Genomic DNA, 26894 nt, shown 5'->3' with positions numbered 1-26894 from the left:
CGCTTGGCCCTTTGGAACCCTTGGCTCCCTTGGCTCCCTTGGCCTCTTGACCTCTTGGCCCCTTGGCGCGGGTCCGGCCCGCCGCCGGAGCCGGTGCCCGGCTCGCTGCCGGACCTGCTCGCCCGGTTACCGGCCGGGCGGCCCCCAGGGGCCTTCCCCGGCGCGGGGCCCGTCCCGGGCGCCGGGCGGACCGTCCCGCCGAGCGGGCCGGGCGGCACCGGCCACCCCCGCCACCACCCGCCTCAGGCCGATCCTGCCCCCTGCGGTACCGCCGGGAACGGCAGCACGGCCACTGTTACGTTGTCGTGGCCCCCGCCGTCCAGGGCGTGGCCGACCAGGACCCGGGCGCTGTGCAGCGGCCGGACCGCCGCGTCGACCGGTACCGTCCGGGCCATCTCCTCCGCGCCCTCGGCGTAGTTCCACAGGCCGTCGGTGCAGACGATCACCACACCCGGGCGGTCCGGTTTGAAGGACGCGGTGTGCGGCTCCAGTTCATAGGCGTCCGCGCCGAGCCAGCCGGTGATCGCGTGGGCGCGCTCGTCGGCGTACGCCTCCGCCTCGTTCATCAGGCCCGCGGCGACCATCTGGGCGGCCCAGGAGTCGTCCTCGGTGAGGCGGGCGGGCGGCGAGGTGCGGTCGGCCGGGATCCAGTAGGCCCGGCTGTCGCCGACCCAGCCCACCACCAGCAGCCCGCCCGTGACGATCGCGCCGACCAGGGTGCACGCCGGGGCGTTCTGGTGCGGGGCCTGCTCGCGGGCCGTCGCGGGCTCGTTGGCCAGCGAGTTGACCGCGAGGGACGCGGCGACGATCGCGTCGTGCATGGCCTGCTGCGGATGGGTCCCGGCGGGCAGCGCGGCGAGCAGACTGTCCCCGGCCGCGCGCGAGGCGGCCAGCGAGGCATCGTCCGGGCGGGTCGCCGAGGACACCCCGTCGCAGACGATCGCCAGCACGGCGGGGGAGCCGTCGGGCAGCGCGGTGTGGGCGACGGTGAAGGCGTCCTCGTTGCGGTGGTGGCGCAGCCCGCGGTCGCTGACGGCGGCCACCGGGCCCGACTCCCGCTCCATGTGGTCGCGTTCGCGCGGCTGGGCGTGGCCGCAGTTCTCGCAGTACCCGTCGCTGTCCACCCGCCCGGCGCGGCACGCCACACACACCGGCACCCCGCCCCCGGCCCCAGCCCCGGACGGCGTCTGCTGCGGCTCGGCGATCCGGGGATCGGGTGCCTGGAGCGGATACTCGTCGGGCTCGTGGGAGGGCGGTCCGGCGGAAAGCGGTCCGGAGGCGGGCGGTCCGGAGGGTGGCTGTGCGGGGGGCGGTGACGAGGGGGGCGGTGGTACGGAGGCGGCTGCCGGTGCGGAGGAGTGCGGCTCCGGGGCGCCCGCGCGGCGGTCGAAGCGGACCCCGGGCGCCGGCTGCCCGCCGTCCGGTACCGCGCGCGGACCCTGCGGCGGCACCGCGCCCAGCGGCGCCGCGGCCGACGCCCCCGGCGGGGCGCCCCGCTCCGGGAGCGGGATCCCCCCGGAGTCCGTGCCCCGCAGGTCCGTCGGCAGATGGGTCGCCTGGCTCCCCGAGGAGCCGGGCGCGGCGGCGGGCCAGCCCGGTGGCTCCTCCGGCGCCGGGGGCGGACCCGGAGGGGGTGGCGGCGCGGGCGCGCCCAGGGTCAGCGTCGGGTGCTCGTCCGGGCGCAGCGGCACCGCGGACAGGTCGTAGCCGCACGCCCCGCAGAAACGGTCGCCCGACTCCAGCGGCTCCGCGCAACTGGGGCAATGGGACACAGCGGCCTGCGGGGGCGTGTGGGGCGTCTGGGGGGGCTTCTGCGTCATCAACTACACCCACGTCCGGGGGCGGTAACGGTTGGCACGTTCCACCAGGTCGATCCTCTCCTCGCCGCCCGGCGCGAGCCGGGCCAGCGTGCGGTACGCGCGCTCCAGGCCGAAGCGCAGGCCCCGCTCGTCCAGCCCGTTGCCGAGCAGCGTCCGTCCTCCGGCGGCGGGAGGGGCGGAACCCCGGCCGTCGGAGAGTATCCAGTCCAGCGCCGAGCCGAGTACCTCGGTCGCCAGCCGCTCCCGCCGGGTGGCGTCCAGACCGTACGCGTTCAGCGCCTCGACCTGGCCCGCCGCCGCGCTGAGATCGTCGAGGAAGGGCAGGTCGGAGGCGGTCGCCGTGCGCTGCCGCAGCCGCGCCCGGACGGCCGCCACCCGCGCGGCGGTGTAGTGGATGGACGCCTCCGGCACCGATTCGAGCGTACGGACGGCACCCGACCGGTCCCCGGCGGCGAGCTGCACCCGCGCCAGGGCGAACGCCGCGCTGACGAAACTCGGGTCGGTCGTCCACACCAGCCGGTAGTACTCGGCGGCGTTGTCCAACTGGCCCAGCACCTCCGCGCACAGCCCGAGGGCCAGCTTGGGCGCGGTCTCGCCCGGGAAGGCGTCGTAGATCGCGTCGAAGGCCAGGGCCGCGCCCTCGAAATCGCCGGTGACCAGGGCGGCCACCCCCCGGTACCAGACCACCCGCCAGTCGTCGGGGCGTTCGTCCTCCAGTCTGGTCAGGGCGGTGAGCGCGGTGTCCGATTCGCCGTTCTCCAGCCAGGCCCGCACCTGCCGCAGCCGGGTTTCCGGGGACGGCGCGGGCGCCGCGTTCAGCGCCGTGACCAGCTCGGCCGGGGCGGACGCCAGGAGCCCGGCCAGGAACCCCGCGTTGGGGTCCTGGGGGTCCACGTGCGGCACCGGCAGGGCCAGCGCGGCGGCGGCCGTGTCCAGGGAACCGACCAGCGGCGGCGCGGGCGGCGGCAGCACGGTGGCGGCCACCCCGATCGACGAGGCGAGGGCCCGGGACGGTGTCGGCGTACCCGGCGGCAGCGCCGGAGCGGACGCCCTGCGGCCCGGTGCCGTCGCGCGCGCCCCCAGCCGGGACACCTCCTCGCGCAGCTCCGCGAACAGCTCCGTGTCCGTGACCCGCAGTTCCGGCCCGAACAGTGTCGACAGCGCCGGGCGCGCCCGCCCCGTCTGGAGCGACACCACCTCGCGCAGCACCCCGGTCAACTGCTCCGCCATCTCCTGGGCGGACGCGAACCGGCGCGCCGGGTCCGGGTCGGTGGCGCGCACCAGCAGCCGGTAGTACGACTCGTACCGGCCGAACACCGGGATGTGCTCCGGGTCGGGCAGCGAGTCCACGAACACCGTGGTGTAGCCCTGGAAGTCGAACGACAGCACGGCGAGCGTCCGGCCCACCGTGTACAGGTCCGACGCGATCGTCGGGCCGGTCTCGGCCACCTCCGGTGCCTGGTAGCCGATCGTGCCGTAGATCGCCGACTCGTCGTCGTCCAGGCGGCGGACGGCGCCCATGTCGATCAGCTTCAGCTCGTCCTCGGCCTGGATGGCGTTGTCGACCTTGAAGTCGCAGTAGACCAGGTTGCGGCTGTGCAGATGGCCGAGCGCCTCCAGCGCCTCGATGCCGTACGCGCACGCCTGCTCCACCGGCAGCGGGTCCCGCTTCCCCCCGGGGCCGCGGCGGGCGTTGGCTATCTCCTTCAGCGACTTGCCGCCGACGTACTCCATGACGATGTACCCGTCCAGCGAGCCCGTGCGCTGGTCCAGGTGCTCCACGAAGTTGTAGATCCGGACGATGTTGGCGTGCTCGATCTCCGCCAGGAAGCGCCGCTCGGAGATCGCGGCGGCCATCGCGTCCTGGTCACCGGTGTCCAGCAGGCCCTTGAGCACCACCCACCGGTCCGACACCGCCCGGTCCACCGCGAGATAGATCCAGCCCAGCCCGCCGTGTGCCAGACAGCCCACCACCTCGTACTGCCCGTGCACCACATCGCCGGCCTTCAGCTTCGGCACGAAGGAGTACGGATTCCCGCACCGGGTGCAGAAGCCCTCCACCCGGCCCGGCTGCTTCCCGCGCGCCCGCCCCACCGGCGCCCCGCAGTCCGAGCGCGAGCAGAACCGCTTGCGCTCCGGCACCTCCGGATTGTCCAGCACCATCGCGCGCGGGTCCGGCCGCGGGATCGGCGGCACCTGCACCAGCCCGGCCCCCAGCCGCCCCCGGGACGACGAACCGGCCGCCGAGCCCGAGCTGCGCACCGACACCGAACGGCCCGCCGTCCGCCCCGACAGCGACCGCGACAGCCGCCCCGACACCGACCGCCGCGACCGCGACGACTGCGAGGTCCGCCCCGTCCGCGACGACGTACGGGAACTGGCGCGCGACCCGCCGCGGGCGGCCGAGCCGCTCGACGCGGAGCGCCCGCCGCCGGTGATCCCGGTGGGCGGCGAGGAGATCATCCCCTGCGCGGACACCACCGGCGCCAGACCGCAGGTGTCGCAGTACAGCTCACCGCCGCCCATGTCCTCGTACCGGCCCTCGCAGCCCGGCCGCTGGCAGGCGCCGGGGCCCCCGGCTCCTTCAGCTCCTTCGGGTGCCTCACTCATCATGTCTCCCCCCACCCCCTGTGGTCCTCGCGCCGGTGCGGTCCCGCGCCGCCCAGCAGCTCGGCCGCCGCCCGCTGGTAGCGCAGCACCGCCTCCCCGGCCACCCGGAGATCGCAGGGCGCGCTCCACAGCATCCTGCGGGCCGCGTCGTACCGCTCGATCAGCACCGGGTCCTCCGCCAGCCCGTGCCGGGCCACCTTCGCCCGGTAGGCGTCCAGCCGCCCGCGCAGTTCGGCGCGGACCGCGAGCGGCGCGGTGACGGCGGTCAGCGACTCACGGGCGCGCAGCAGTTCGTCCTCGGCCTTCTGCTCCAGCGACTCCAGCAGCGGCGACAACCGGTGCCACTGGCCCTGCCGACGGTACTCGGCCGCCGTCGCCAACTGCTCCTGGAGCGCGGTGGGCGGGCCGCTGACCGGCGGCACCTCGGTCGCCGCGATCTTCGCCAGCACCTCCCCGCGCGCGGTGCGCGCCTCGGCGAGGGTCCGGTCCGCGCGGCTGAGCACGTCCCGCAGCCGGATCAGCCGCTGCTCGGCGTCCTGCCGCACCCCGAGGACCGCGTCGATCTCCCGGCGCACCTCCTCCAGCGCGCGGGCCTCCCGGTCGTAGACCGAGGTGTCCGGCCGGCCGCCGCCGGGCGCCGAACTGGCCTGCGCGGGCAGCCAGTACGCCAGCGGATCGGACACCACCCGCTCGCGCAGGGCGGTCAGGGTGCGGGTGATCCGCTCCAGGTCGTCACCGGCCGGATGCTCACCGGGGCGCACCCCGACCGAGTGGGCCAGCCTGCGGGTGCGCTGGAGTTCGGCGGCCAGCAGATCGATCCGGGCGGGCAGCGCCGACCAGACCGCGTCGGCGGCGACCACCATGTCCAGGGAGCCCGCGTACAGCTCGTTCATCCGGTCCACCAGCGACGCCAGCGAGAAGCTCTCGCTCAGCCGCCCGCCGCCGTGCGGGGTGGGCGCGAAGGCGGTCACGGCGGCGGCACCGGCCAGCGCCACCGGCTCGCCGCGCAGCAGCTCCGTCAGCTCCACCAGGTCCTCGCGGGAGGACCAGCGGCGCCGGGAGCGGATCTCGCGGGCGGAGCGCAACGCGCCCGCGTAGGCGTCGAAGTACGTCCACAGCAGGGTGATCGCCGCCTCGGCGCCGCGCCAGCGCTCCTGGGTGGTGCCGGTCAGCTCGGCGCCTTCGAGGAGCCTGCGGCCGGCGTGGTCCTGGAGGGCGAGCAGCGAGGTCTCGATCGCCTCGTGCTCCGCGCCGAGCCGCGCCAGCGCACGGTCCACCTCGTCCCGGTCCATCACCGGCCCGGTGGGTCCCGTGCCGCCCATCGATCACCTCTCGCTGCTGTCGCGTGCCGTCCGTCTGGTCTCTGCCGTGGTCTCTGCCGTGGTCCGTGGGTGGTGGGGGCTACTGCCGGTACTCGGGCACGGGCGGGGTCGCGGACTCCGAGTCGGCGCCCATGGTGTCCGACAGCCAGCGGTCGTAGGAGTCCTGCCAGCCGTTGTCCTGGCGGTAGTCCTCCAGTATTCGGTTGACCCGGCGGACCAGGTCGTCCGCGCCCTTCTTCATCGCCACGCCGTAGTACTCGGTGGTGAACCGCTCGCCCTTGAGGCCCACCGTCGGGTCCTGCGCGGCCTGGCTGGCGGCCAGCGCGCCGTCGGTCACCACCGCGTCCACCTCGCCGAGCTGGAGGCGGACCAGGCAGTCGAGCTGGTTGGGCACGGTGGTGGAGATGTCCGCCTCCTTCGTCAGCTCGCCCGCCTTCTGGTCGGCCTCCAGCCTCTCGAACGCCGTCGAGCCCGACGCCGAGCAGATCTCCTGCCCGGCGAGGCTGTCGTCATAGCCGGTGATGTCCGAGGTGACCGGCGCCAGGACCTGCTGGCCGGTCATGAAGTAGGGGGCGGAGAAGGCGACGTCCTCCATCCGGGTGCAACTGATCGTCATCGTGCGCACCACCATGTCGACCTGGCCGCTCTGGATCGCCGGGATGCGCTGGTTGGTGGGGATCGCCTTGAAGATGATCTTGTCGGGGGAGCCGAGCAGCTCCTGCGCTATCCGCCGGGCCAGATCGATGTCGAAGCCCTCCAACTGCACGTCCTGCCCCTGGCGGTTGGGGTCGCGGTAGCCCCAGCGGTAGCCGTTCTGGTCGACGCCGACCACGAGTTCCCCGCGCGCCTTGATCTCCTCGACGGTGGTGCCGTCGACGGTGGACGGGGCGAGGCTCTGGTCCTGCGGGTCGGTGCACTCGGGGGCCCGCTGCCCGGCGTTGACCCGGGAGGCGTCGGCGACGCCGGAGCCGCCGGGGTCCGCGGCGCCGTCGCCGCCGCGCGAGGCGGTCAGCGGCAGCAGCAGCGTCAGCAGCGCGGCCAGGGCGCAGACGACCGCCATGGCGGCCACGCCGCCCCAGCCCCTCAGACTGGCTCGCTTCCGACCTGCTCGCATCGTCACGCCCCCTTTCACCGGTACTCCGACAGCCTGCGGCCGATGCCCAGGACCGCGCCCGCCGCGCCGAGCACGGCCAGCACCGCCGCACCCGCCGACAGCCCGGTCATCGCGCCCAGCCCGTCGGCGGCGGCGGCCCGGAACTCCTTCTTCTCGTGGTCGATCGCCAGCGCGAGGCTCTCGTCGACCCCGTCGAAGCACTCACCGGTCGGCGGGGTGTCGGGGTCGCCGCCGATGACCCGGTTCAGCGCGCTCTGGTAGTCGCCCGCGTTGTCCGCCGCGCGCGCCTCGCCGTGCCGGACCTGCCACTCCTCCATATTGCCCGCCGCCTCGGACACCGGGCTCCGCCCGGCGTCGTCGTCCGCGAGACCGGCGGCCGTGTCCAGCCCCTTCTCCAGGTCAGCCATCGACTTGCCGAACTCGACGTCGAACCGGTCCTGGAACGCGCCGTCGACCTCCACGGTCTCCGCGCCCCGGCTGACCAGCGTCAGATTCTCGTTGCCCCGCGCCTTCAGGGAGGCGATCCGCGCGTCGTGCAGCGCGTTCAGCGAGCGGACGCCGTGCTCGTAGGAGTCGTTCAGCCCCGCGCGCGCCACGCTGTGCCCGACCACCAGCCACAGCAGCACCACGACGGTGGCGGTGGACGCGGCGACCAGCCCGTGGTTGAGGACCCGGTTGGTCCGGCGGTACGTACGGTGCTGGGCCCAGGCGAGGGCGCCGAGGGCGGTGACGCCGAGCGCCATCGCCGCCCACGGGTAGGGCGTCGCGTCCGCGTAGTCGGCGCTCAGCCGCTCGTTCTCCGTCGTGTAGAGCTTCTCGGCGGCCGGGAGCATGTCCGACTGCATCTTGTCGTTGGCGTAGCGCAGATAGGCGCCGCCCAGCGGGAAGCCCTGGCGGTTGTTGGCGCGGGCGCGCTCGATGAGGCCCTTGTACTCGGGCAGCAGCCGGTTCAGATCGGCGATGGTCCGCGCGGACGCCGAGCCGGGCTCGGAGTTGTTCGCGGCGCGGACCAGGCCCTCGGCGGCCTTCTGGATGTCCTCCTCGTACCGCGCGCGGGACTCCTCGGTCTCCTGACCGCCCGCCAGGAAACCGCTGGAGGCGGCGGTGTTGGCGTCCGCCAGCGAGCGGTAGATGTCGGCGGCCTCGGAGCTGAGCGGCTGGCTGGTGTTCAGCACCGCGTCGGCGGCGTCGGCGCGCTCGGTGGTCTGCCACGCGGTGATCGCGCCGAACGCGACGACCAGCAGGGCGAGCAGGGCGCCGATGATGCGCAGCCGCCCCGGCTCCGTGGTGGCCGCCGCCCGCAGCAGGTCCACGCCCTCCGCGAACGCCGTGCGCCGGGTCGGCTCGGGGAGCGGCGGCGGTGGCGTTGCCGGTGGTGTGGTGGCCGGGGCGGGCCGGGGCTGGGGCGGGATCGCGGGCACGGAGGGGGCGCCCGTGCCGCCTGTGCCGCCGCCGCCCGGTGGAGCGGTGGTGCTCTTGGGCGGTTGTGTCACTGTATTGACCTCCCCCATGGTCATCCGTCGCCGCAAGTATCGCTGCCGGGGCCGACATTCGCATCGCGCTTCTGTGGATCTTGCGCTCCACAGCGCCCCCTTCCCATGAATACGCCCCCGGAATCGGTTCGGTTCCCGGGTGGGGGGACGGGGGCGGGAGGGGTGTTGCGGGGGGCTTGCGGGGGGTGCGTGAAGGGGTGGGGATGGGGTGGGGGGCCGGGGGTCCGGGGGGTGTTCGGCGGGGCTCGGGTCTGTCCGGGGCCCGCCCCGTCCCGGCCTGGGTCCCCCGGCCCAGGCCCGGCCGGACATCGGGTCAGAAATGGGCGCGCAGGCGGTCCTGGGCCTCCGGGCCCGATCCCAGGGTGTCCAGGCCCAGGAGGGCCGCGCCCAGGACGGGGGGCGCGGTGACCACCCGGGGGACGGCCTTCGGGGCGCGTTCGGCGAGCAGGTCGCGGACGCCGGTGTCGAGTTGCTCGTGACGGGCCGCCAGCACGCTGCCGCCGAGGACGACCGGGGCCGTCTCCTCCAGCAGGCCGAGGCGGGTGAGGGCGACCGTCGCCAGCGTCGTCACCTCGTCGGCGAGGTGGTCGATCAGGGCGCGGGCGACCGGGTCGCCGTCGGCGGCCGTGCGGAACAGCACCGGCGTCAGTTCGTGGCGGCGCGGCGGGTCGATCCGTTCGAAGTGCAGGGCCTCGATGAGGGCGTACATGGACGGCAGGCCGAAATGGGCCGGGAGAGTGCGCATCAGGTCCGTCGGGCCGCCGCGGCCGTCCTCCGCGCGGGCCGCGTGGTAGAGCGCCTCCTCGGCCATGCCCCAGCCGCCGCCCCAGTCGCCGGAGATCCGGCCGATCGCGGGGAAGCGGGCGGTGCGGCCGTCCGGGAGCATCCCGACGCAGTTGATGCCCGCGCCGCACACCACGGCCACCCCGCGCGGCTCGGCGACCCCGGCCCGCAGGATCGCGAAGGTGTCGTTGCGGACGTCCACCGCGCCGCCCCACCCGCGCGCGGTGAGCGCCGCCGTCAGCCGCTCCTCCTCCAGCGGGAAGTCCGCGTTGGCCAGACACGCCGAGACCCGCGCCACCCGGGGCGCCCCCGCGTCGGCGAGGGCGCGGTCGACCGCCTCCGCCAGGATGCCGACGGCCGTCTCCACGCCCACCACCGGTGGCTGGAATCCGCCGCCGCGGGCCGTGGCGAGGACCTCGCCGTCGCCCGACACGACCGCGACGTCGGTCTTGCTGTTCCCCGCGTCGACGGCGAGGACCGCTGCGCTCATGCCCACGCGAGGTGCTCCCGGTTGTGCGCGATCAGCCGGTCGGTGAGCCCGTCGGCCTGGGCGTGCCGGCCGATCAGGGGGTGCGCGAGGAGGGCCTTGAAGACCCGCTCCCGGCCGCCGTGCAGGGCGGCGGTGAGGGCGAGGTCCTCGTAGGCGGTGACATGCGCGATCAGCCCGGCGTACAGGGGGTCCACGGGCGGGACCGGCAGCGGGGCCGGGCCCTTGGGGCCGACGGCCGCCTGGACCTCGATGACGGCGTCGTCGGCGAGGAAGGGCAGGGTGCCGTTGTTGGCGGTGTTGACGACCTGGTGGGGGCTGCCGGAGCCGCCCAGCAGCGCCGCCGCCAGATCGACGGCCGCCTCCGAGTAGTAGGCCCCGCCGCGCTTGGCCAGCAGCGCCGGTTTCTCGTCCAGGGCGGGATCGGCGTACATCTTCAGCAGGTTGCGTTCCATCTCGGCGACCTCGGCGGCGCGGGAGCGCTTGGTGCGCAGTTCCTCGACCACCTCGTCGTGGGCGTAGAAGTAGCGGAGGTAGTAGGAGGGGACGACGCCGAGGCGGTCGACGAGCGAGTGCGGCAGGCTCAGATCGGCGGCGATGGTGCCGCCGTGCTCCGCGAGCAGCGCGGGCAGGACGTTCTCGCCCCCGGGGCCGCCGAGGCGTACACCGGTTTCCCAGGTGAGGTGGTTGAGGCCCACATGGTCCAGGTGGACCTCGGCCGGGGTCACCCCGAGCAGGCCCGCGAACTTGCGCTGGAAGCCGATCGCCACATTGCACAGCCCGACCGCCTTGTGCCCGGCCCGGAGCAGGGCGCGGGTGACGATGCCGACCGGGTTGGTGAAGTCGATGATCCAGGCGTCCGGGTTGGTGCGGCGGACCCGCTCGGCGATGTCGAGGACGACCGGGACCGTGCGCAGCGCCTTGGCGAGGCCCCCGGCGCCGGTGGTCTCCTGGCCGACGCACCCGCACTCCAGCGGCCAGGTCTCGTCCTGCTCGCGGGCCGCCTGGCCGCCGACGCGCAGTTGCAGCAGCACCGCGTCGGCGCCCTCGACGCCCTCGTCCAGGTCGAAGGTGGTGACGATCCGGCCCGGGTGGCCCTGCTTGGCGAAGATCCGCCGGGCCAGTCCGCCCACCAGCTCCAGCCGCTCGGGCGCCGGGTCCACCAGGACCAGTTCCTCGATCGGCAGGGTGTCCCGCAGCCGCGCGAATCCGTCGACGAGTTCGGGTGTGTAGGTCGACCCTCCGCCGACCACGGTGAGTTTCATGTGGTGCCTAACCCTTCACTCCGGTGAGCGTGATGCCCTCGACGAACGCCTTCTGCGCGAAGAAGAACACAAGGATCACGGGGGCCATGACCAGCACGGTCGCGGCCATGGTGAGGTTCCAGTCGGTGTGGTGCGCGCCCTTGAAGGACTCCAGGCCGAAGGACAGGGTCCAGGCGCCGGGGTTCTCGGAGGCGTAGATCTGCGGTCCGAAGTAGTCGTTCCAGGCGTAGAAGAACTGGAACAGGGCGACGGCCGCGATGCCCGGCTTGGCCATCGGCAGGACGACCTTGAGCAGGGTGCGCAGATCGCCGCAGCCGTCCACCTTCGCCGCGTCCAGGTACTCGTCGGGGATGGTGGTCAGGAACTGGCGCAGCAGGAAGATCGAGAACGCGTCCCCGAACGCCATCGGGATGATCAGCGGCCACAAGGTGCCCGACAGATCCATCTGCTTGGCCCAGAACAGGTACATCGGGATGATGACGACCTGCGGCGGCAGCATCATCATCGAGATCACCAGCATCAGGGTCACATGCCGCCCCCGGAAGCGGAACTTGGCGAGCGCGTACGCCACCGGGATGGACGACACAACTGTCAGGAGTGTTCCCAGTCCGGCGTAGAGCAGGGTGTTGCGCCACCAGACGAGGAAGCCGGGGGTGTCGAACACCTTGGCGTAGTTGCCCCACTCCCAGGTGTCGGGCACCAGGTCCCGGGTGAGCGCCTGCTGGTCGTTCATCAGCGAGGTCAGCACCACGAAGACGAACGGCAGGACGAAGAAGAGCGCGGCGGCCACCCCGAGGGAGTGCACCGCGATCCACTCCAGGACGGCCCGGCGGCGGGCGGTCCGCTGTGCGGGGGAGGGCGCCTCGGCGGCCTCCGCGGGCCGCTGCTCCAGCAACTGCGTCATCGCTCACCTGCCGGGCTCGGAAGCCGCTCTTGGACCCGTGTCATCGCTCACCTGCCGCACTCGCGAGCCGCTCTTGTACCCGTCTCATCGCTCACCTGCCGAGATCAGTCCGCCCCGGCGGCGCATCAGCAGGGCCGTGAACGCCATGGACAGGGCGAACAGCACCAGGGCGACGACACAGGCGGCGCCGTAGTCGAAGCGCTGGAAGCCGAGGTTGTAGACCAGTTGGGGGAGGGTCAGCGTGGATTTCTCTGGGTAGCCCGGCTCGAAGGACTGGCCGGAGCCGCCGATGATCCCGGACGCCACCTTTCCCGCCACCAGCGGCTGCGTGTAGTACTGCATGGTCTGGATCACGCCGGTGACCACCGCGAACAGCACGATCGGTGAGATGTTGGGCAGGGTGACGAACCGGAACCGCTGCCAGGCCGACGCCCCGTCCAGCTCCGCCGCCTCGTACTGCTCCTTGGGGACGTCCAGCAGCGCCGCCATGAAGATCACCATCAGGTCGCCGACGCCCCACAGGGCCAGCGCGGTGAGGGCGGGCTTGGACCAGGTGCTGTCGGTGAACCAGCCGGGGGCCGGCAGGCCGAGGCCCTCCAGGACGGAGTTGACCGGGCCGGTGCCGGGGTTCAGCAGGAACACGAAGGCCAGCGTCGCCGCCACCGGCGGGGCCAGATAGGGCAGGTAGAAGAGGGTGCGGAAGACCCCGGCGCCCGTTCTGATCCGGGTGATCAGCAGCCCCACCCCGAGCCCGAACACCACCCGGCAGGTCACCATCACCAGCACCAGCCAGAGGGTGTTGCGCAGGGCGGGCCAGAACATCGGGTAGTCCTGGAAGACGTACAGCCAGTTGTCCAGGCCCCGGAACTCGGGGACGCCGAAACCGTCGTACCGCATGAAGGAGAAGTACACGGTGGACAGCAGCGGGTAGGCGAAGAAGACGCCGAACCCGATGAGCCACGGTGACAGGAAGGCCGCCGTCCGAAGCGCCGACCTGCGGCGCTTCGCGCGGAGCGTGTACGTGGTCACCGGGGACTACTTCGCCTGCTCGATGTCGCGGTCGATCTGCGCGGCGGTCTTCTCCAGACCCGCCCGGAGGTCCTTCTCCTTGCCGGACTCGTACTGGTAGCCGAAGTCCTGGAGGGTCTGCTGGTAGGTCGAGCCGTTGACCGAGGCGGGCGGGCTGCTGGACTCGGGGTGCTGGGCGATGTCCAGGAAGGTCGAGAACGCGGGGTCGTGCTTCAGGTCCGGGGACTTCAGGGCCTCGAAAGTGGAAGGAACGTTGCGGATCCCGTTGGAGAAGGCGACCACGGCGTCGGTGTCGGTGGTCATGTACTTCACCAGTTCCCAGGCGGCGTTCTGCTTCTCGCTCTGCGGGGCGATGCCCATGATCGTGCCGGACAGGAAGCCCTTGCCGTACTCGTCCGCCTCGTCGTCGGCGACCGGCATCGGCGCGGTGCCGATCTCGAAGTCCACCCCGGCGTCCTTGGCCATCCCGAGCCGCCACTCGCCGTCGAGCTGCATGGCGACCTGCCCGGTGTGGAAGGGGTGCTTGGCGCCCCACTCGTCCCCGAAGGTGTTGCGGTACTTCTCCAGCTTGGAGAACCCGCCCAGGTCGTCCACCAGTTGCTTCTGGTAGGTGAACATCTCCGCGAACGCCGGGTCCTTGGCGATGTTGGACTTGCCGGCGTCGTCGAAGTAGGTGTGGTCCCACTGGGACATGTAGTGGTCGACGACGGTCTCGTAGCCGTGGTAGTTCGGCATGAAGCCGAGCTGTTCGTAGCTGTCGCCCTCGGCCTTGGTGAGCTTCTTGGCGACCTCGGCGAACTCGGTCCAGGTCTTCGGCGGGGCGGTGATGCCGGCCGCCTCGAAGGCGTCCTTGTTGTAGTAGAGGCCGTAGGCGTCGCCGAGCAGGGGCAGGGCGCAGCGGGTGCCCTCGAACTGGGTGTAGTCCAGCATCGGCTTGGGGATGAGCGTGTCCAGATCCAGCTTCGACTTCTCGATGAACGGCTTCAGATCGAGGAAGGCGCCGGACGAGCAGAACTTCCCGATGTTGGAGGTGGTGAACGACGACACCACGTCCGGACCGCTGGAACCGCCCGCGCGCAGGGCCTGGTTGAGCTTGTCGTCGTTGATGTTGCCGACGACCTTGACCTTGATGTTGGGGTGCGCCTCCTCGAAGCGGGCGATGTTGTCCTCGATCGCCTTCACCTCGCTGGGCGCGCTCCAGCCGTGCCAGAAGGTGATCGTGGTCTCGGCGTCCGGGTCGTCGGAGGCACCGGTCCCGGCGGAGCCGGTGCAGGCGGTGGCGGTCAGCGCGAACGCGGCGGAAGCGGCCAGTGCGAGGGTGACTTTCCTGGATATTCCGGGCATGGCGGGGTCTCCTCGGGGAAGGGAGCGGCGTCTTTCCAGGGGCGGGGCGGGCGCGCCCCTTCAGGGGCGCTGGGGGTACCCCCTCTGGGGGAGGAACTGCGCGACCGGCCACAGCCGGCCCGCAGCGATACCGGCAACCGGTGTTACCGGGCGGCGCCCCTAGCGGAGCGCCAACGTGTCGAAGACTTCGTCGCGGGTCGCCGCGAGGGCGCTCTCCAGCGCCCCCCGCAGCACGGGCTGCTCGGTGACCTCGCCGACCACCAGCCGGGGGCGCGAGGCGGCCAGCTCCTCCAGTTCGGCCTGGATCAGGGCGCGCAGCCGCTCGCCGCCGGAGGTGAGGGCGGAGCCGCTGAGCACGACGAGTTCGGGGTCGAGGACGGAGACGAGGGAGGCGAGTCCGGTGGCGAGGCGGGTGGCGTAGGCCGTGAGCAGGACACCGGCCTGGGCGGTGTCCTCGGTGACGGCACGGGCGACCAGCGCGGCGGCGACCTCCGCGTGGGTGCCCGTCGGGATGTGGTCGTAGCCCAGCTCGGCGGCCATCCGGGAGACGGCCTGGGACCCGGCCAGCTCCTGATAGCCGCCACTGTTGGCTTTGGTGACATGCCGGACCAGCGGGGTCCCGGGAACCGGAAGGAAACCCACCTCCCCGGCACCGCCGGTCCAGCCCCGGTGCAGCCGTCCGCCGAGCACCAGGGCGGCGCCCAGGCCCTCCTGGCTCCACAGCAGGACGAAGTCGTCGTGGCCGCGCGCCACCCCGAGCCGCTGCTCGGCGACGGCGGCGAGATTGACGTCGTTCTCGTACTCCACCGGCATCGGCAGCGCGGCGGCCAGCTCGTCCAGCAGGCTGGGGGAGTGCCAGCCGGGCAGATGGGAGGCGTAGCGCAGCCGTCCGGTGCCGGGGTCGAAGGCGCCGGGGGTGGCGATGACCAGCCGGCGCAGCTCCGCCCGGGTCAGCCCGGCCGCCTTCACCGCCCCGTCGAGGGCGTCGGTGACCTGGCGGACCACCGGCTGGGCGGGGCGGCGGCCCGGGGTGCGCAGTTCGAACGCCCCCACGGTCCGCCCGGTGACATCGGCCACCGCCGCCCTGATCCGGGCCGGGGTGACATCGAGCCCGGCGGCGTACGCGGCGGCCGGGTTGACCGCGTAGAGCTGGGCGTTGGGCCCCGGGCGGCCCTCGCTGGTGCCGGTCTCGTGGACCAGTCCGGCGGCCTCCAGCCGGGCCAGCAACTGCGAGGCGGTGGGCTTGGAGAGCCCGGTGAGTTTCCCTATCCGGGTGCGGGACAGGGGGCCGTGCTCCAGCAGCAGGTCCAGGGCGGCCCGGTCGTTCATGGCCCGCAGGACGCGGGGGGTTCCGGGCGTTCCGTTCGGTCCTGCCATCGGGTTCGGCACCTGCCTCTCACCTGGTCGTCGGGTCAGCTTGGCAGCGACGCGGACAACCCGTCCAACTCCGGGATCACCGGAGGCTCCGCGCCACTGTTAGGAAACTTTCCTATCCGGTTGGCAGAAAGTAATCCGCCGCGAGGAGGCCGTCAATAGGCGCAGACGAGGAACGCCCCCGCGGCAATGGAGTCGTTATCTGCGGGGGCGCGGCCCGGCGGGGCGGGGTGGTGGCAGGGGGGTGTGCAGCGGGGGGAGGGGTGCGGGGAGGGGGAGGGGCGTGCCGAGGGGGACCTCGGTCCCGGTCGCGTAGTACGCCCTGGTGGGGTCGTCGTCCGGGAGAACGGGATCCGTGTGGCAGTGCGCGGTCCTGCTGGTGCGGTTGATCAGCACGTAGACCGGGACTCCGGCGGCGGCGTAGACGCGGAACTTCGGCCCGGTGTCGATCTCGTGGTGGGCCGAGGTGACCTCGCCCACCAGGGCGACCATGTCGATGGGGTACCAGCCTCCATGGGCGACATGGTAGGACTCGTCCGCGTCGGACGGCTTGCGGCGGCGGAGGTAGAAGTCCGGGATGAGCAGGCCCAGAGTGGTCCCGTCCTTCTCGGTGACCCGGTAGCCGTTCCCCCGGCCCACGAGGGGGAAGCCCGCGGTGTGCATCTGGAAGGTCAGTTCACCCACGGTGTGACTGTGGGCGTGGTCGGGGGGCGGCGGAACGACCGTCATGCCGTCGAGATACTCGGGCTGGATCGGGGCCGCGGACGCCTCCTCGAAAGCGAGGAGCAGGTCGGCGGGTTCCTGAAGCTTCATGCCGGGAACGGTCGCGCACGCCGTGTGCGTCGGGACTGCGATTCCCTCGGCCGTCACTCGAACGAGTGTGCAGAACCGTTCCGCTGTTCCCGTCCCGCGGCCCTCGCCCTACTTCGTCACACTCGGCGGCGCTATCGGCGCAGCCGCCGTCGACTGCGGGGACGTGGTGCTGGCGAAGGCGGACGGGGCCGACATCGTGGCCGTGGGGTCGGGGTCGGCCTCCACGGGCGGCTGGAGGGGGAGGCCGCCGACCAGCGGGATGCCCTCGGCGTCGAACGCGCGCTTGATGCGCCAGCGCAGTTCCCGCTCCACCGTGAGGGCCTTGCCCGGCATGGTCTTGGCGGTGACCCGGACGACCATGGAGTCCAGCAGGACGCTGTCCAGGCCCAGGATCTCGATCGGGCCCCAGAGCGTCTCGTTCCAGGGCTCCTCCTTGCTCATCTCCTCGCCGACCCGGCCGAGCACCGCCTTGACCCGGTCCAGGTCCTCCGAGGGACGGACGGTGACATCCACCCCGGCCGTCGCCCAGCCCTGGGAGAGATTGCCGACCCGCTTCACCTCGCCGTTGCGGACGTACCAGATCTCCCCGTTGTCGCCGCGCAGCTTGGTCACCCGCAGGCCGACCTCGATCACCTCGCCGCTGGCCACGCCCGCGTCGATGGTGTCGCCCACCCCGTACTGGTCCTCCAGGATCATGAAGACCCCGGAGAGGAAGTCGGTCACCAGGTTGCGGGCGCCGAAACCGATCGCCACGCCCGCCACACCCGCCGACGCCAGCAGCGGCGCGAGATTGATCTGGAAGGTGGACAGGATCATCAGCGCGGCCGTGCCCAGGATCAGGAAGGACGCCACCGAGCGCAGCACCGAGCCGATCGCCTGCGAGCGCTGCCTGCGCCGCTCCACATTCACCAGCAGCCCGCCGATCGCGGTGCCGTCCACCGCCTGCGCGGTGCGGTTCATCCGCTCTATCAGCTTGGTGATCGCCCGCCGGATCATCACCCGCAGCACCACCGCGATGGCGATGATCAGCAGCACCCGCAGCCCGATCGCCAGCCAGGTCGACCAGTTCTGCTCGACCCAGCTCGCCGCGTTCGTCGCGCTCTCGTGCGCGTCCTGGAGCGTCGGCATCGCCGGGGCGGTCTCCGACTCCGACGGCGCGGGCGAAGGGGACGCGGCCCGTGCGGGGGTGAGGAGAGCGGACAGGGATGCCGAAGACGACGGGGACGACGGGGACGACACGCGGGGTACCTCCTGGAGCTGCGGCCCGGCCACTCCTTCGGCAGAGATCGCGGCTGCACGGCTGTTCAAGGTCACGGAAAGGTCACTGGAGCGGCGGAGTCATCCACACTAACCGGGCGGCGCGCCCGGATCGGCGGTACGGGCTCGGGAGAGACCGTTCTCACCCCGCCCACCCCGGTAGGAACTGGTGGGATGAACGGCAGCCGATCCTGGGGACGATTCAGGGTGTGGTCGAAAACACTCCCAGCCCGTTACCGGGACATGGTGGCGCTTCCACCAGGCCGGAGGGGAGACTGATGGCAGATCGTCCCGGCGCGAGCCACGCGCCGCCGGCGTACAAGGAGGCATCCGTGCCGCATGTCCTGGTCCTCAACGCGTCGTACGAGCCCCTTGGCGTCGTACCGCTCCGCCGCGCACTCATTCTCGTCCTGGAGAACAAGGCCGTATGCCTTGAGGAGTCCGGCGCCTTCCTGCACAGCGCGAGCGTCACAGTCCCCGCACCCAGCGTGGTCCGGCTCAAGCGATTCGTCCGGGTTCCCTACCGGGGGCCCGTTCCTCTCACCCGAAGAGCGCTCTTCGCGCGCGACGGGGGCCGGTGCATGTACTGCGGTGGCGTCGCAACCAGCGTCGACCACGTCATCCCGCGCTCGCGCGGGGGCAAGCACGTCTGGGACAACGTGGTGGCGTCCTGCCGCCGCTGCAACCATGTCAAGGCCGACCGTCACCTCGGTGAGATCGGCTGGCGGTTGCGCCACAAACCCGCCCCACCCACCGGCCTGGCCTGGCGCATCATCGGCACCGGCCATAGGGACCCGCGCTGGCTGCCGTACTTGCAGCCGTACGGCGCGGACGACGCCCTGGCCCGGATCGACGGCATTTCCGCCTGACGATCCGGGCCTTCGCATTGCCCGCGCACGGACCGGGGAGACCCCCGTCCACCCCGGTCCGGTCGCCGGCGGCGCGGTCCGTCCGGCGCGGCGGGGGACAGGACCCGCCCCGCGCCGGGCCGCCCCCCGGCATGCCCGCGCACGGGACCCGCGCAGGGGGCCCGCGTACGGAGAACGGTCCCGCCTCCCGGTCCGTATGACCGCGCGCCGCACGGTTTCTCATCGGTCCCGGCGCGAGGTCATCCGTACCTCAGTTCCCCCGGCCGGACCGACCGGCCCAGCAGCGGCAGCGCCGTCGCCGCCGCCAGCAGACAGCCGCCGTACACCGCCACCGGCACCAGCAGCGCCGCCCACGGCACCGTCCAGCCTGGGCCGGTCAGGGTCGCGTAGCCGGTGCCGACGACCAGCCCCCCGGCGCCCGCCAGCAGCAGCGCGGGCGCCAGCGGCAGCGCCGTCTCCAGCAGCAGCGCCCGCCCCAGCACCGCCCGCGGCACCCCGGCGGCGGACTGCGCGGCCAGCCCCCGCCGCCGGGCCGCGAGGGACTCGGCGGCGCCGACCGCCAGCGCGCCCAGCGTGATCAGCAGCGCCACCCCGATCGCGGCGGCGGTCAGATCCAGCCCCGTCGTGTAGAAGGCGAGGGACTCCATGGGCCGGTCGGCGTGCAGCATGTCCAGCAGCGCCGCCCGCACCCCCACGAACCCGGCGCCCACCACGGTCACCAGCAGCGCCGCCGCATGCGTACGGGCCGCCGCCCATGGGTCCGCGCCCAGCCGCTCCGCCGCGATCAGCACCGCCGGACGCGAGGTCCGCGCCGCCAGCCACCGCCCGGTCAGCCGCGCCACCAGCCCCGAGAGCCCGACCGCGCCCAGCCCTGTCAGCACCACCCCCACCCACACCGTGACCGGCGCCAGCGGGAAGGCCGCCCGGTCGTGGTCCCACTGAATGAACACGATCAGCAGCGCCGGTACGCCCACCAGCGCCCCGCCGACCACGAACCACGGCGCCCGCCCGCCCGGCGCCCGCACCCGCCGCACCCACCCCAGCGGCGACGCCACCACCCGCCGCAGCGCCAGCACCCCCACCAGCGCCCCGGCCACCGGCACGCCCACCGCCACCACCGCGATCCCGGCCCACACCGCCCCCGCCGGCCGCCCCCACCGCGTCATCAGCAGCAGCACCGAGAACACCGTCGCCACCGCCGACCCCGCCAGACACGCCAGCCCCGTCTCGTACGCCGCGATCCGCCGCACCTGCCAGGGCGAGCCGCCCGCCAGGCGCAGCCCGGCCAGCCGCCGGTCCCGGTGCACCGCCCCGATCCGCGCGCACTGCCCGAGGAACCCCAGCACCGGGATCAGCAGCAGCACCAGCGCCAGCACCACCCCGGCCCGCTCCCCGGGCCGGTCCAGCAGCCCGTGCGCGATCCCGCTCCGGTACGTCCCCTCCAGCGCGGCCAGCACCACCGCCGCCAGCGCGAACCCGGTGGCCAGCGCCGCCCCGATCCCGGTCAGCGTCACCCGCCACCACTCCCGCCGGTCCGACCCCCGCAGCAGCGCCCACGCCAGCCGCACATCCGACCCCATGGCCGCCATGGCCGTCCCCGTCCGCCCGGTCCTGCCTGCCCTCCCGTCGCCGGACGGGCCACCGCCGTGCCGCCCGTACCCGTTGCCCTCGTCCGTGCCCGTACTCATCGCCGTCCCCGCGCTCACCGGGCCACCGCCGCGCCCGTATCCGTCCCCGTAGCCGCGCCCGCGCCCGTCCCCGCGCCCATTCCCGCCGACTCCGGGACCCCGTCCCGCAGCGTCACCTCGCGGTCGGCGTAGGCCGCCACCCGGGCGTCGTGCGTGATCAGCAGCACCGCGGCGCCCGTCTCCCGGGCGGTGTGCACCAGCGCCGTCATCACCTGCTCCCCGGCGAGCGAGTCCAGCGCGCCGGTCGGCTCGTCGGCGAACACCACCCGCGGGCCGGTCACCAGCGCCCGCGCCAGCGCCACCCGCTGGGCCTGGCCGCCGCTCAGCTCCCCGGGGCGCAGTTCCCCCTGCCCCCGCACCCCGAACCGCTCCAGCCACTCGCCCGCCGCCCGGCGGGACTCCGTGCGGTCCGTCCCGGCCAGCAGCAGCGGCAGCGCCACATTGTCCAGCGCGGTCAGCTCCGGGATGAGCTGGCCGAACTGGAACACCACCCCGAACTCCGTGCGCCGCAGCTCGCTCAGGCGCCGCTCCGGCAGTCGGTCCAGCCGCTCGTCCCGGTAGCGCACCTCCCCGGCGTCCGGGCGGACGATCCCGGCGAGGCAGTGCAGCAGCGTGGACTTGCCGCTGCCGCTCGGGCCGGTGACGGCGAGGATCTCGCCGGGCCCCAGCTCCACCGAGGCACCGCGCAGCGCCCGGGTCGGGCCGTGGGCCTTCACCAGCGCGCGCCCGGCCAGCACCGGTGACGCGTCCCGTACCGATGACACGTCCGGAACACTCGTACTCGTACCGCTCATGCGGGGTCGACCTCCGCGGTCAGGGTGGTGAGCCGGGCCGCGGTGGTGGTCATCCAGCGCAGATCGGCGTCCAGGTGGGTCAGGGCGTAGTCGGCGGAGAGCACCGTCGGCAGCCGCGCGCCCGGGGCGCTCTTCACGGCCGTCAGCTCCCGCATCCGGGTCATATGGGCGGTGCGCTGCTCGCGCAGATAGGCGGCCGGGTCCCCGGCGACCAGGATCGAGACGACCACCTTGGCGAAGATCTCGTTGGCGACGAAGGGCGCGGGCGGCGCGATCTCCCCCGCCCAGCGCTCCAGCTCGCGCCGGCCCTCGTCGGTCACCCGGTACCGGGTGCGCTCCGGGCCGCCGTCCGCCTCGGTGCCGTCGACCTCGGCCAGATGGTCCCGGACCAGCCGCTGAAGGGTCTGGTAGACCTGCCCGTAGGCCAGCGGCCGGGCCTCGGGGAACCGCTCGTCGTGCCGCCGCTTGAGGTCGTAGCCATGGCGGGGCCCCGCGACGAGCAGGCCCAGCAGGATGTGACGGGTGCTCATGGGCATCAGTATGTACTGAGTACATGTACTGAGTGAATAGCGGCGGGGAAATCCGCAGCGGGACGCCCGGCGGACCGGAAATACGTCTGCCCCGGCCCGCGCTGGGTAGGGCTGCCTTAGCCGAACCACGAGATCGCCCCGAGGCCGAACCACGAGATCCCCCCGAGCCGAACCCACGAGACCCCCCGAGGCCGAACCACGAGATCCCCCCACCGAATGCCCGCACCATCCCCCACACAGCCCCTCACACCGACCCTGACCCGCCCCCCGTATCCCACAAGGAGCCCCCGTGGCCGCAGCGGCACACCTCCTGCTCTCGGCGCTCTCCAAGCATCCGGACGACGCGTCCGCCCCCGACCCCTGCGATCCCGCCGACTGGTACATCTGCGTTCTCAGCTCCGAGGGCGCCCGCGCCCAGACCCCCCTGACCAGCGAACCCCCGCTGCCCGACGCGGAACCGCTGACCAGTGAGCCCCCGCTCGCCGCCCCGGACGCCGACACCACGAGGCCGTAGATGAACCCATCCCGTCCGGCCGAGGTCCCGGACGACGACCTGGTCCGCCTCGCCGAGCTGCATGGCGTCACCCCCTCCTACCGCCCCTCCCCGGACCGCACGGTCACCGCCACCGCCACCGCGCTGCACCGCGCCCTCACCGCCCTCGGCGTCGGCACCGACACCCCCGAAGCCGTCCGCGCCGCCCTCGACGACCGGCGCCGCGCCCTCGACGCCCGCCTCCTGCCGCCCACGGTCGTCGCCTGGGGCGAGGCCGCCCCCGCTGCCCTGGCCGCCCTGCCCGACGGCACCCGCCTGCGGATCGAGACGGAAGAGGGGGAGACCCGGAGCAGCGCCGACGGCCTCCCGCCCGGCGTCCACCGGCTCACCGCCACCGCCCCCGACGGCCGTACCGCCACCGTCCATCTGATCGCCGCCCCGCCCCGGCTGCCCGCCCCCGAGGGCCGCTCCCACGGGCTCCTCGTCCAGCTCTACTCGCTGCTGTCCCGGCGCTCCTGGGGCATGGGCGACCTCGGTGACCTCGGCGAACTCGCCGCCTGGGCCGGACGGGCGCTCGGCGCCGGATTCATCCAGGTCAACCCGCTGCACGCGGCCGTCCCCGGCACCCCCACCGACCCCTCGCCCTACCGTCCCTCCTCCCGCCGCTTCCCCGACCCGGTGCATCTGCGGATCGAGGACGTGCCGGAGTACCCGGACGCCGACCCCGACCGGATGCGGGAGCTGCGCGAGCGGGCGGCGCGGCTGCGCGAGGGCGTCCTCGCCAAGGGCGCCCTCATCGACCGGGACGCGGTCTGGGAACTGAAGCGGACCGCGCTGGACCTGCTCGCCGGGGTGGAGTGGGGGCCCGGCCGCCGGGCCGCCTACTGCGACTTCCTCGCCGCCCAGGGCACCGCCCTGGAGGACCACGCCACCTGGAACGCCCTCGCCGAGGTCCACGGCCCCGACTGGCGCACCTGGCCCGAGGGGCTGCGCGACCCGCGCTCACCGCGGACCGCCGCCGCCCGCCGCGAGCTGATGGACCGGGTCGATCTGCACTGCCGTCTCGCCTGGCTCACCGACACCCAGCTCACCGCCGCCCAGCGCACCGCCCGCGAGGCCGGGATGCCGCTCGGGATCATCCACGACCTCGCGGTCGGGGTGCACCCCGAGGGCGCCGACGCCTGGGCGCAGCAGGAGTACTTCGCCGCCGGGATGTCGGTCGGCGCCCCGCCCGACGCCTTCAACGCCCGGGGCCAGGACTGGGGTCTGCCGCCCTGGCGCCCCGACCGGCTCGCCGAGGCCGGGTACGCGCCCTTCCGGGAACTGCTGCGCGGACTGTTCCGCTTCGCGGGCGCGCTGCGCATCGACCATGTGATGGGCCTGTTCCGGCTCTGGTGGGTCCCCCAGGGCCTGCCGCCCACCGAGGGCGCCTACGTCCGCTACGACGCCGAGGCCATGCTCGCCGTCCTGGTGCTGGAGGCCACCCGCGCCGGGGCGGTGGTGATCGGCGAGGACCTGGGGACCGTCGAACCGGGGGTGCGCGAGGCACTGCGCGCCCGCGGGGTGCTGGGCACGTCCGTGCTCTGGTTCGAACGGGACTGGGACGGCGACGGCAGCCCGCTGCCGCCGGAGCGCTGGCGCGCCGACTGCCTGGCCACCGCCACCACCCACGATCTGCCGCCCACCGCCGCCCGGCTCGGCGGCGACGACGTGGACCTCCGGGCCCGCCTCGGCCTGCTCACCCGCCCGCTCGCCGTCGAACGCGCCGAGGCCGCCGCCGACACCGGCGCCTGGCTCGCCCTGCTGGCCCGCCTCGGCCTGCTCGACGGCAGCGGCAGCGGCGGCGGCCACGGCACCGCCGAGGAGGAGGCCGCCGTCCTCGCCGTGCACCGCGCCCTGCTGCGCACCCCCGCCAGACTGGTCGGGATCTGGCTCCCCGACACCGTCGGCGACCGCCGCCCGCAGAATCTGCCGGGCACCTGGGACCAGTACCCCAACTGGCGGCTGCCCATCGCCGACGCCGACGGCACCCCCGTCACCCTGGAGGACCTCGCCGCCTCGCCCCGCCTGCACGCCCTCCTGGACGCGCTCCGCGCCGAACCCTAGGAACCCCTTCCGGCGGCGCGCCCCTTACGGCACCCCGGGCGCGCCGCCGGACCGGGGGCCGGGTACGTTGGCCCCGTGGACAAGAAGAACGCCCTGCGCGCCGGCACCCTGGCGGCCGGTACGACGCTGATGATGCTGCTCATGTCGTCCCCCGCGCTCGCGCTGACCCGCGACGACGGTGACGACCCCGGCCCGGGTTTCAGCGTCATCGAGACGCTGGGCTGGTTCGTCTTCCTGCCGCTCGCGCTGTTCCTGGTCATCACCGGTCTGGTGATGGCCCTGGACCGGTCCGCCCCGGCCCACCGCGTCTACACGCCCGCCGAGCGGGAGAAGGCAAAGGCCAAGGCCAAGGCCGGGGTCTGACGCCTCACCTGGTGCGGCGGGCACGCGCCCGCCGCCCGCGCCGCCCCCGCCACCAGGTGCGCGCCCACAGGACGTGCACCCCGCCCAGGGCGACCAGCACCGCCGCCGCGTCCAGTCGCTGCGCGGCCCCCCGGTCCCCGGCGCACAGCCGCCCGGCCGCCCGGGTCAGCAGCGCGAGATCGGCGGGCAGGGTGACCGTCACCAGGAACGCCAGGCACAGCGCCGTCCCGGCGACCAGCAGCACGCTGTAGATCCGCACCGCCCGGCGCTCGTGCGCGGGCAGCGCCCGGCTCGGGTCGGGCGCGCGGTGCCCCGGACGCAGCAGCCGCCGGGCCGCGTAGCGGGCGTAGGCCCGGCCGTCGCCGTACAGATCGCGGCAGCGGGTGAGGTCCTGGAGCACGAAGTACAGATCCGTGCGCATGAACACCATGAGCTGGAACGGCAGCGGCAGCAGCGCCAGCACGGTGAGCGCGGCCAGCACCCGGCGCGCGGTGCCGTCCACCGCCCCCGCCGCCAGCGCCGCCCCCGCCGACACCGCGAGATTGACCCCGATCCCCGCCAGATAGGCCGTCATACGGTGGCGTCTGGGCGCCAGTTCGATGCCGCTGATGTCGGTCTGCATCACCAGGAACTGCAACCGGGTGCCCAGCCGCATCCGGGCCGGGACCCCGGTGGCCCGCGCGGTCACCAGATGCGCCAGCTCGTGCAGCAGCAGCAGCGCCCACCCGCTCGCCGCGCCGAACGCCAGCACCAGACTCCCGTGCTCGCTCCACAGCAGCGCCCGGTAGGAGACCGAGACCCCCTCGGGGCGGACCACCAGCGCGGCCGTCACCAGCAGCACGACCAGCAGCGGCAGCAGCGGGCTCAGCGTCCAGCGCACCCGCGCGGGCCGGATCCCGGGCAGCGTCGGGCGCGGCGGCTCCGGCAGCGGCACCGCCCGCCCGTCGACCTCGGCGACGAAACCCAGCTCCACCAGGGCGTCCACGAAGTCCGCCACATCCAGGTCGTGGCCCGTCTCGTGCTCCAGGCGGCGGGCCGCCTCCCCGGTGCTCAGCCCCTCGCCGAGCAGCTCCAGGGCGCGCTTCCCGGCCTCCGGCACGGCGACGAACGTCCCCGTGGCCGGGCGGCCGACGATCCACTCCGCACCGTCCGGGCGGGCGGCCAGCTCGTGCAGCCGTATCCGGCTCATCGTGGTCCGTCGCCGCACGCCGGGCAGTCCGGGCGGCGCGGGAAACGCTGGTGCACCCGGTCGCCGGGGACCATCAGATTGACGCCGAAGCGGAACCCCGGCTCCAGCGCGGGCACCCCCGTCAGCAGCGCCAGCGCGGCATGCGCCAGCAGCCCGCCCGACAGTCCCGCGGTCACCGCGCTCGCCGGGTTCCACGGCAGCCGGGGCGAGGCGACCTCCTCGTCCTGCCCGGGGGCGAGACGCAGCTCCCGCCGGTCCGCCTCCCCGGCCCGCAGACACTCCCAGCACGCCCCCCGCCCCGGGACATACACCCCGGCCGTCACCAGCGGCCCCCGGTACCCGGCGTCCACCCAGGGCAGACCGGCGTCCAGACAGACCCGGTTGGTCCAGCGCCGCAGCTCGGTGGGCCGGTCGGCGGCCAGCACCAGCAGGTCGTACCGCCCCTGGGGCGACCGGTCCGGGCCCACCAGGTCCCGCAGCTCGTCCGCGCCCCGGGCCTCGCGCCGCTCCCCGGTCACCGTGACGTCCGAGTTCAGGGCGCGCAGGAAGGACACCGCCGCCTCGACCTTGGGGCGGCCGATGTCCGCCTCCCGGTACAGCGGCTGCCGGTTGAGGTTGGACAGCTCCACCACATCCGGGTCCACACAGTGCAGCAGGCCCACCCCGGACGCCACCAGGGACTGGGCCGCGTAGCCGCCCGTACCGCCCACGCCCAGCAGCAGCACCCGGGCCCGGCGGAGCTGGAGCTGGGCGTCCCAGGCGCTGGCGCGCGGGCCGAGGTCCATCCAGCGGAGTAAGGGCACGCCCCGGCTGTAGCGCTCCCGCTCCCGGTCCGACACCGGCACCGGCGCCGCCGCGTCCTCCACGAACCCGGCCGCCAGCAGATCGGCCATCGCCTGCCGGACATCGTCCGCGCCCACCGCCGGATGCGCCTCGCGCACGCACGCCACCACCGCCGCCGGGTCCCGGGAGCCGTCCATCGCCTCCACCAGCAGCCACACCCAGCCCTCGGGGTCGGCGATCTCCGCGCCGATCCCGTACACCACACTGCCGATCCGGACATGGCCGTCGACGGTCCGGTACGCCCGGTGCTCCGGCTTCACCCGGGGGCGCCGCAGGGCCTGCACACCGTCCGGTGTCATCCCGGTCGTCGTCTCGTGGGTCACGCGGTCGCCTCCGAAAGAAATACGACACGGGCCGGGCGCGGAGCACGGCGGGGCAAAGGAACCCTCAATAATTCCGGGCGG

22 protein-coding genes are annotated in these 26894 nt (G+C 73.9%); 4 read left to right on the top strand and 18 right to left on the bottom strand.

Going from position 1 to position 26894, the window contains the following annotated elements:
• Nucleotides 1-242: 242 nt before the first annotated feature.
• The 13 genes from AB0O01_RS05590 to AB0O01_RS05530 form a co-directional block, all read right to left on the bottom strand.
• A complete protein-coding gene (locus AB0O01_RS05590; RefSeq protein WP_365311149.1) occupies nucleotides 243-1820 on the bottom strand; it encodes a PP2C family serine/threonine-protein phosphatase in 1578 nt (525 codons plus the stop codon).
• 3 nt (nucleotides 1821-1823) lie between these two features.
• Complete coding sequence (locus AB0O01_RS05585) at nucleotides 1824-4430, bottom strand: tetratricopeptide repeat protein (protein ID WP_365311148.1); 2607 nt, start codon at nucleotides 4428-4430, stop codon at nucleotides 1824-1826.
• On the bottom strand, nucleotides 4430-5752 hold the full coding sequence (locus AB0O01_RS05580) for a hypothetical protein (RefSeq protein WP_365311147.1): 1323 nt from the start codon (nucleotides 5750-5752) through the stop codon (nucleotides 4430-4432). Before AB0O01_RS05580 ends, AB0O01_RS05585 begins: the two co-directional genes overlap by 1 nt.
• Nucleotides 5753-5831: 79 nt before the next feature.
• Entirely contained in the window at nucleotides 5832-6866 is a 1035-nt protein-coding gene (locus tag AB0O01_RS05575; protein ID WP_365311146.1) for a glutamate ABC transporter substrate-binding protein, read from the bottom strand.
• Nucleotides 6867-6880: 14 nt separating this feature from the next.
• Nucleotides 6881-8359 (bottom strand): hypothetical protein, encoded by a 1479-nt coding sequence (locus AB0O01_RS05570; protein WP_365311144.1) that lies wholly within the window; start codon nucleotides 8357-8359, stop codon nucleotides 6881-6883.
• A 313-nt stretch (nucleotides 8360-8672) separates the two neighbouring features.
• On the bottom strand, nucleotides 8673-9638 hold the full coding sequence (locus AB0O01_RS05565; RefSeq protein ID WP_365311143.1) for a BadF/BadG/BcrA/BcrD ATPase family protein: 966 nt from the start codon (nucleotides 9636-9638) through the stop codon (nucleotides 8673-8675).
• On the bottom strand, nucleotides 9629-10894 hold the full coding sequence (locus AB0O01_RS05560; protein WP_365311142.1) for a 6-phospho-beta-glucosidase: 1266 nt from the start codon (nucleotides 10892-10894) through the stop codon (nucleotides 9629-9631). Before AB0O01_RS05560 ends, AB0O01_RS05565 begins: the two co-directional genes overlap by 10 nt.
• Before the next feature lie 7 nt (nucleotides 10895-10901).
• A complete protein-coding gene (locus tag AB0O01_RS05555) occupies nucleotides 10902-11798 on the bottom strand; it encodes a carbohydrate ABC transporter permease (RefSeq protein WP_365311141.1) in 897 nt (298 codons plus the stop codon).
• An 84-nt stretch (nucleotides 11799-11882) separates the two neighbouring features.
• Nucleotides 11883-12827, bottom strand: a complete 945-nt coding sequence (locus tag AB0O01_RS05550) for a sugar ABC transporter permease (RefSeq protein WP_365311139.1) — start codon at nucleotides 12825-12827, stop codon at nucleotides 11883-11885.
• Between the two features lie 6 nt (nucleotides 12828-12833).
• On the bottom strand, nucleotides 12834-14171 hold the full coding sequence (locus tag AB0O01_RS05545; RefSeq protein WP_365311137.1) for an ABC transporter substrate-binding protein: 1338 nt from the start codon (nucleotides 14169-14171) through the stop codon (nucleotides 12834-12836).
• A 159-nt stretch (nucleotides 14172-14330) separates the two neighbouring features.
• The gene (locus tag AB0O01_RS05540) at nucleotides 14331-15548 is read right to left on the bottom strand and encodes an ROK family transcriptional regulator (RefSeq protein WP_365311136.1); all 1218 of its coding nucleotides are present in this window, start codon (nucleotides 15546-15548) and stop codon (nucleotides 14331-14333) included.
• Between the two features lie 195 nt (nucleotides 15549-15743).
• Nucleotides 15744-16358, bottom strand: coding sequence for a Uma2 family endonuclease (locus AB0O01_RS05535; protein ID WP_365311135.1), 615 nt, complete (start codon nucleotides 16356-16358; stop codon nucleotides 15744-15746).
• Between the two features lie 108 nt (nucleotides 16359-16466).
• The gene (locus AB0O01_RS05530) at nucleotides 16467-17561 is read right to left on the bottom strand and encodes a mechanosensitive ion channel family protein (protein ID WP_365311259.1); all 1095 of its coding nucleotides are present in this window, start codon (nucleotides 17559-17561) and stop codon (nucleotides 16467-16469) included.
• Between the two features lie 386 nt (nucleotides 17562-17947).
• On the opposite strand from AB0O01_RS05530, the gene AB0O01_RS05525 reads away from it, so the two are divergent.
• Nucleotides 17948-18484, top strand: coding sequence for an HNH endonuclease (locus AB0O01_RS05525; protein WP_365311258.1), 537 nt, complete (start codon nucleotides 17948-17950; stop codon nucleotides 18482-18484).
• Between the two features lie 239 nt (nucleotides 18485-18723).
• On the opposite strand, the gene AB0O01_RS05520 is transcribed toward AB0O01_RS05525, so the two are convergent.
• The 3 genes from AB0O01_RS05520 to AB0O01_RS05510 all read right to left on the bottom strand — a co-directional run bounded on the left by AB0O01_RS05520 (nucleotide 18724) and on the right by AB0O01_RS05510 (nucleotide 21496).
• Nucleotides 18724-20073: an ABC transporter permease gene (locus tag AB0O01_RS05520; RefSeq protein WP_365311257.1), complete on the bottom strand. Its 1350-nt coding sequence runs from the start codon at nucleotides 20071-20073 to the stop codon at nucleotides 18724-18726.
• A 113-nt stretch (nucleotides 20074-20186) separates the two neighbouring features.
• Complete coding sequence (locus AB0O01_RS05515; RefSeq protein WP_365311134.1) at nucleotides 20187-20966, bottom strand: ABC transporter ATP-binding protein; 780 nt, start codon at nucleotides 20964-20966, stop codon at nucleotides 20187-20189.
• Complete coding sequence (locus AB0O01_RS05510; RefSeq protein ID WP_365311133.1) at nucleotides 20963-21496, bottom strand: PadR family transcriptional regulator; 534 nt, start codon at nucleotides 21494-21496, stop codon at nucleotides 20963-20965. The genes AB0O01_RS05515 and AB0O01_RS05510 overlap by 4 nt, the downstream gene beginning before the upstream one ends.
• 289 nt (nucleotides 21497-21785) lie before the next feature.
• On the opposite strand from AB0O01_RS05510, the gene AB0O01_RS05505 reads away from it, so the two are divergent.
• The 3 genes from AB0O01_RS05505 to AB0O01_RS05495 all read left to right on the top strand — a co-directional run bounded on the left by AB0O01_RS05505 (nucleotide 21786) and on the right by AB0O01_RS05495 (nucleotide 24458).
• Complete coding sequence (locus tag AB0O01_RS05505; protein ID WP_365311132.1) at nucleotides 21786-22010, top strand: hypothetical protein; 225 nt, start codon at nucleotides 21786-21788, stop codon at nucleotides 22008-22010.
• Nucleotides 22011-24095, top strand: a complete 2085-nt coding sequence (malQ, locus tag AB0O01_RS05500; RefSeq protein WP_365311131.1) for a 4-alpha-glucanotransferase — start codon at nucleotides 22011-22013, stop codon at nucleotides 24093-24095. It begins immediately after the preceding gene.
• A gap of 75 nt (nucleotides 24096-24170) precedes the next feature.
• Nucleotides 24171-24458: a hypothetical protein gene (locus AB0O01_RS05495; protein WP_365311130.1), complete on the top strand. Its 288-nt coding sequence runs from the start codon at nucleotides 24171-24173 to the stop codon at nucleotides 24456-24458.
• 4 nt (nucleotides 24459-24462) lie between these two features.
• Here the strand turns inward: AB0O01_RS05495 and AB0O01_RS05490 are convergent, their stop codons facing one another.
• Both AB0O01_RS05490 and AB0O01_RS05485 read right to left on the bottom strand, forming a co-directional pair.
• Entirely contained in the window at nucleotides 24463-25647 is a 1185-nt protein-coding gene (locus tag AB0O01_RS05490) for a hypothetical protein (protein WP_365311129.1), read from the bottom strand.
• Nucleotides 25644-26750: a ThiF family adenylyltransferase gene (locus tag AB0O01_RS05485; RefSeq protein ID WP_365311256.1), complete on the bottom strand. Its 1107-nt coding sequence runs from the start codon at nucleotides 26748-26750 to the stop codon at nucleotides 25644-25646. The genes AB0O01_RS05490 and AB0O01_RS05485 overlap by 4 nt, the downstream gene beginning before the upstream one ends.
• Nucleotides 26751-26894 lie beyond the last annotated feature (144 nt).

The sequence above is a fragment of the Streptomyces sp. NPDC093252 genome (assembly GCF_040683675.1).
Lineage (GTDB): Bacteria > Actinomycetota > Actinomycetes > Streptomycetales > Streptomycetaceae > Streptomyces.
Note: the sequence above shows the minus strand (reverse complement) of the source record. Positions and strands in the feature narration are given on the sequence as shown.

Bases quoted from the DNA above. Each gene is read 5' to 3' on its own strand.
- AB0O01_RS05590 (WP_365311149.1), bottom strand. From the start codon at position 1,820: ATGACGCAGAAGCCCCCCCAGACGCCCCACACGCCCCCGCAGGCCGCT.
- AB0O01_RS05585 (WP_365311148.1), bottom strand. From the start codon at position 4,430: ATGAGTGAGGCACCCGAAGGAGCTGAAGGAGCCGGGGGCCCCGGCGCC.
- AB0O01_RS05580 (WP_365311147.1), bottom strand. From the start codon at position 5,752: ATGGGCGGCACGGGACCCACCGGGCCGGTGATGGACCGGGACGAGGTG.
- AB0O01_RS05575 (WP_365311146.1), bottom strand. From the start codon at position 6,866: ATGCGAGCAGGTCGGAAGCGAGCCAGTCTGAGGGGCTGGGGCGGCGTG.
- AB0O01_RS05560 (WP_365311142.1), bottom strand. From the start codon at position 10,894: ATGAAACTCACCGTGGTCGGCGGAGGGTCGACCTACACACCCGAACTC.
- AB0O01_RS05555 (WP_365311141.1), bottom strand. From the start codon at position 11,798: ATGACGCAGTTGCTGGAGCAGCGGCCCGCGGAGGCCGCCGAGGCGCCC.
- AB0O01_RS05545 (WP_365311137.1), bottom strand. From the start codon at position 14,171: ATGCCCGGAATATCCAGGAAAGTCACCCTCGCACTGGCCGCTTCCGCC.
- AB0O01_RS05540 (WP_365311136.1), bottom strand. From the start codon at position 15,548: ATGGCAGGACCGAACGGAACGCCCGGAACCCCCCGCGTCCTGCGGGCC.
- AB0O01_RS05535 (WP_365311135.1), bottom strand. From the start codon at position 16,358: ATGAAGCTTCAGGAACCCGCCGACCTGCTCCTCGCTTTCGAGGAGGCG.
- AB0O01_RS05520 (WP_365311257.1), bottom strand. From the start codon at position 20,073: ATGGCGGCCATGGGGTCGGATGTGCGGCTGGCGTGGGCGCTGCTGCGG.
- AB0O01_RS05515 (WP_365311134.1), bottom strand. From the start codon at position 20,966: ATGAGCGGTACGAGTACGAGTGTTCCGGACGTGTCATCGGTACGGGAC.
- AB0O01_RS05510 (WP_365311133.1), bottom strand. From the start codon at position 21,496: ATGAGCACCCGTCACATCCTGCTGGGCCTGCTCGTCGCGGGGCCCCGC.
- malQ (WP_365311131.1), top strand. From the start codon at position 22,011: ATGAACCCATCCCGTCCGGCCGAGGTCCCGGACGACGACCTGGTCCGC.
- AB0O01_RS05490 (WP_365311129.1), bottom strand. From the start codon at position 25,647: ATGAGCCGGATACGGCTGCACGAGCTGGCCGCCCGCCCGGACGGTGCG.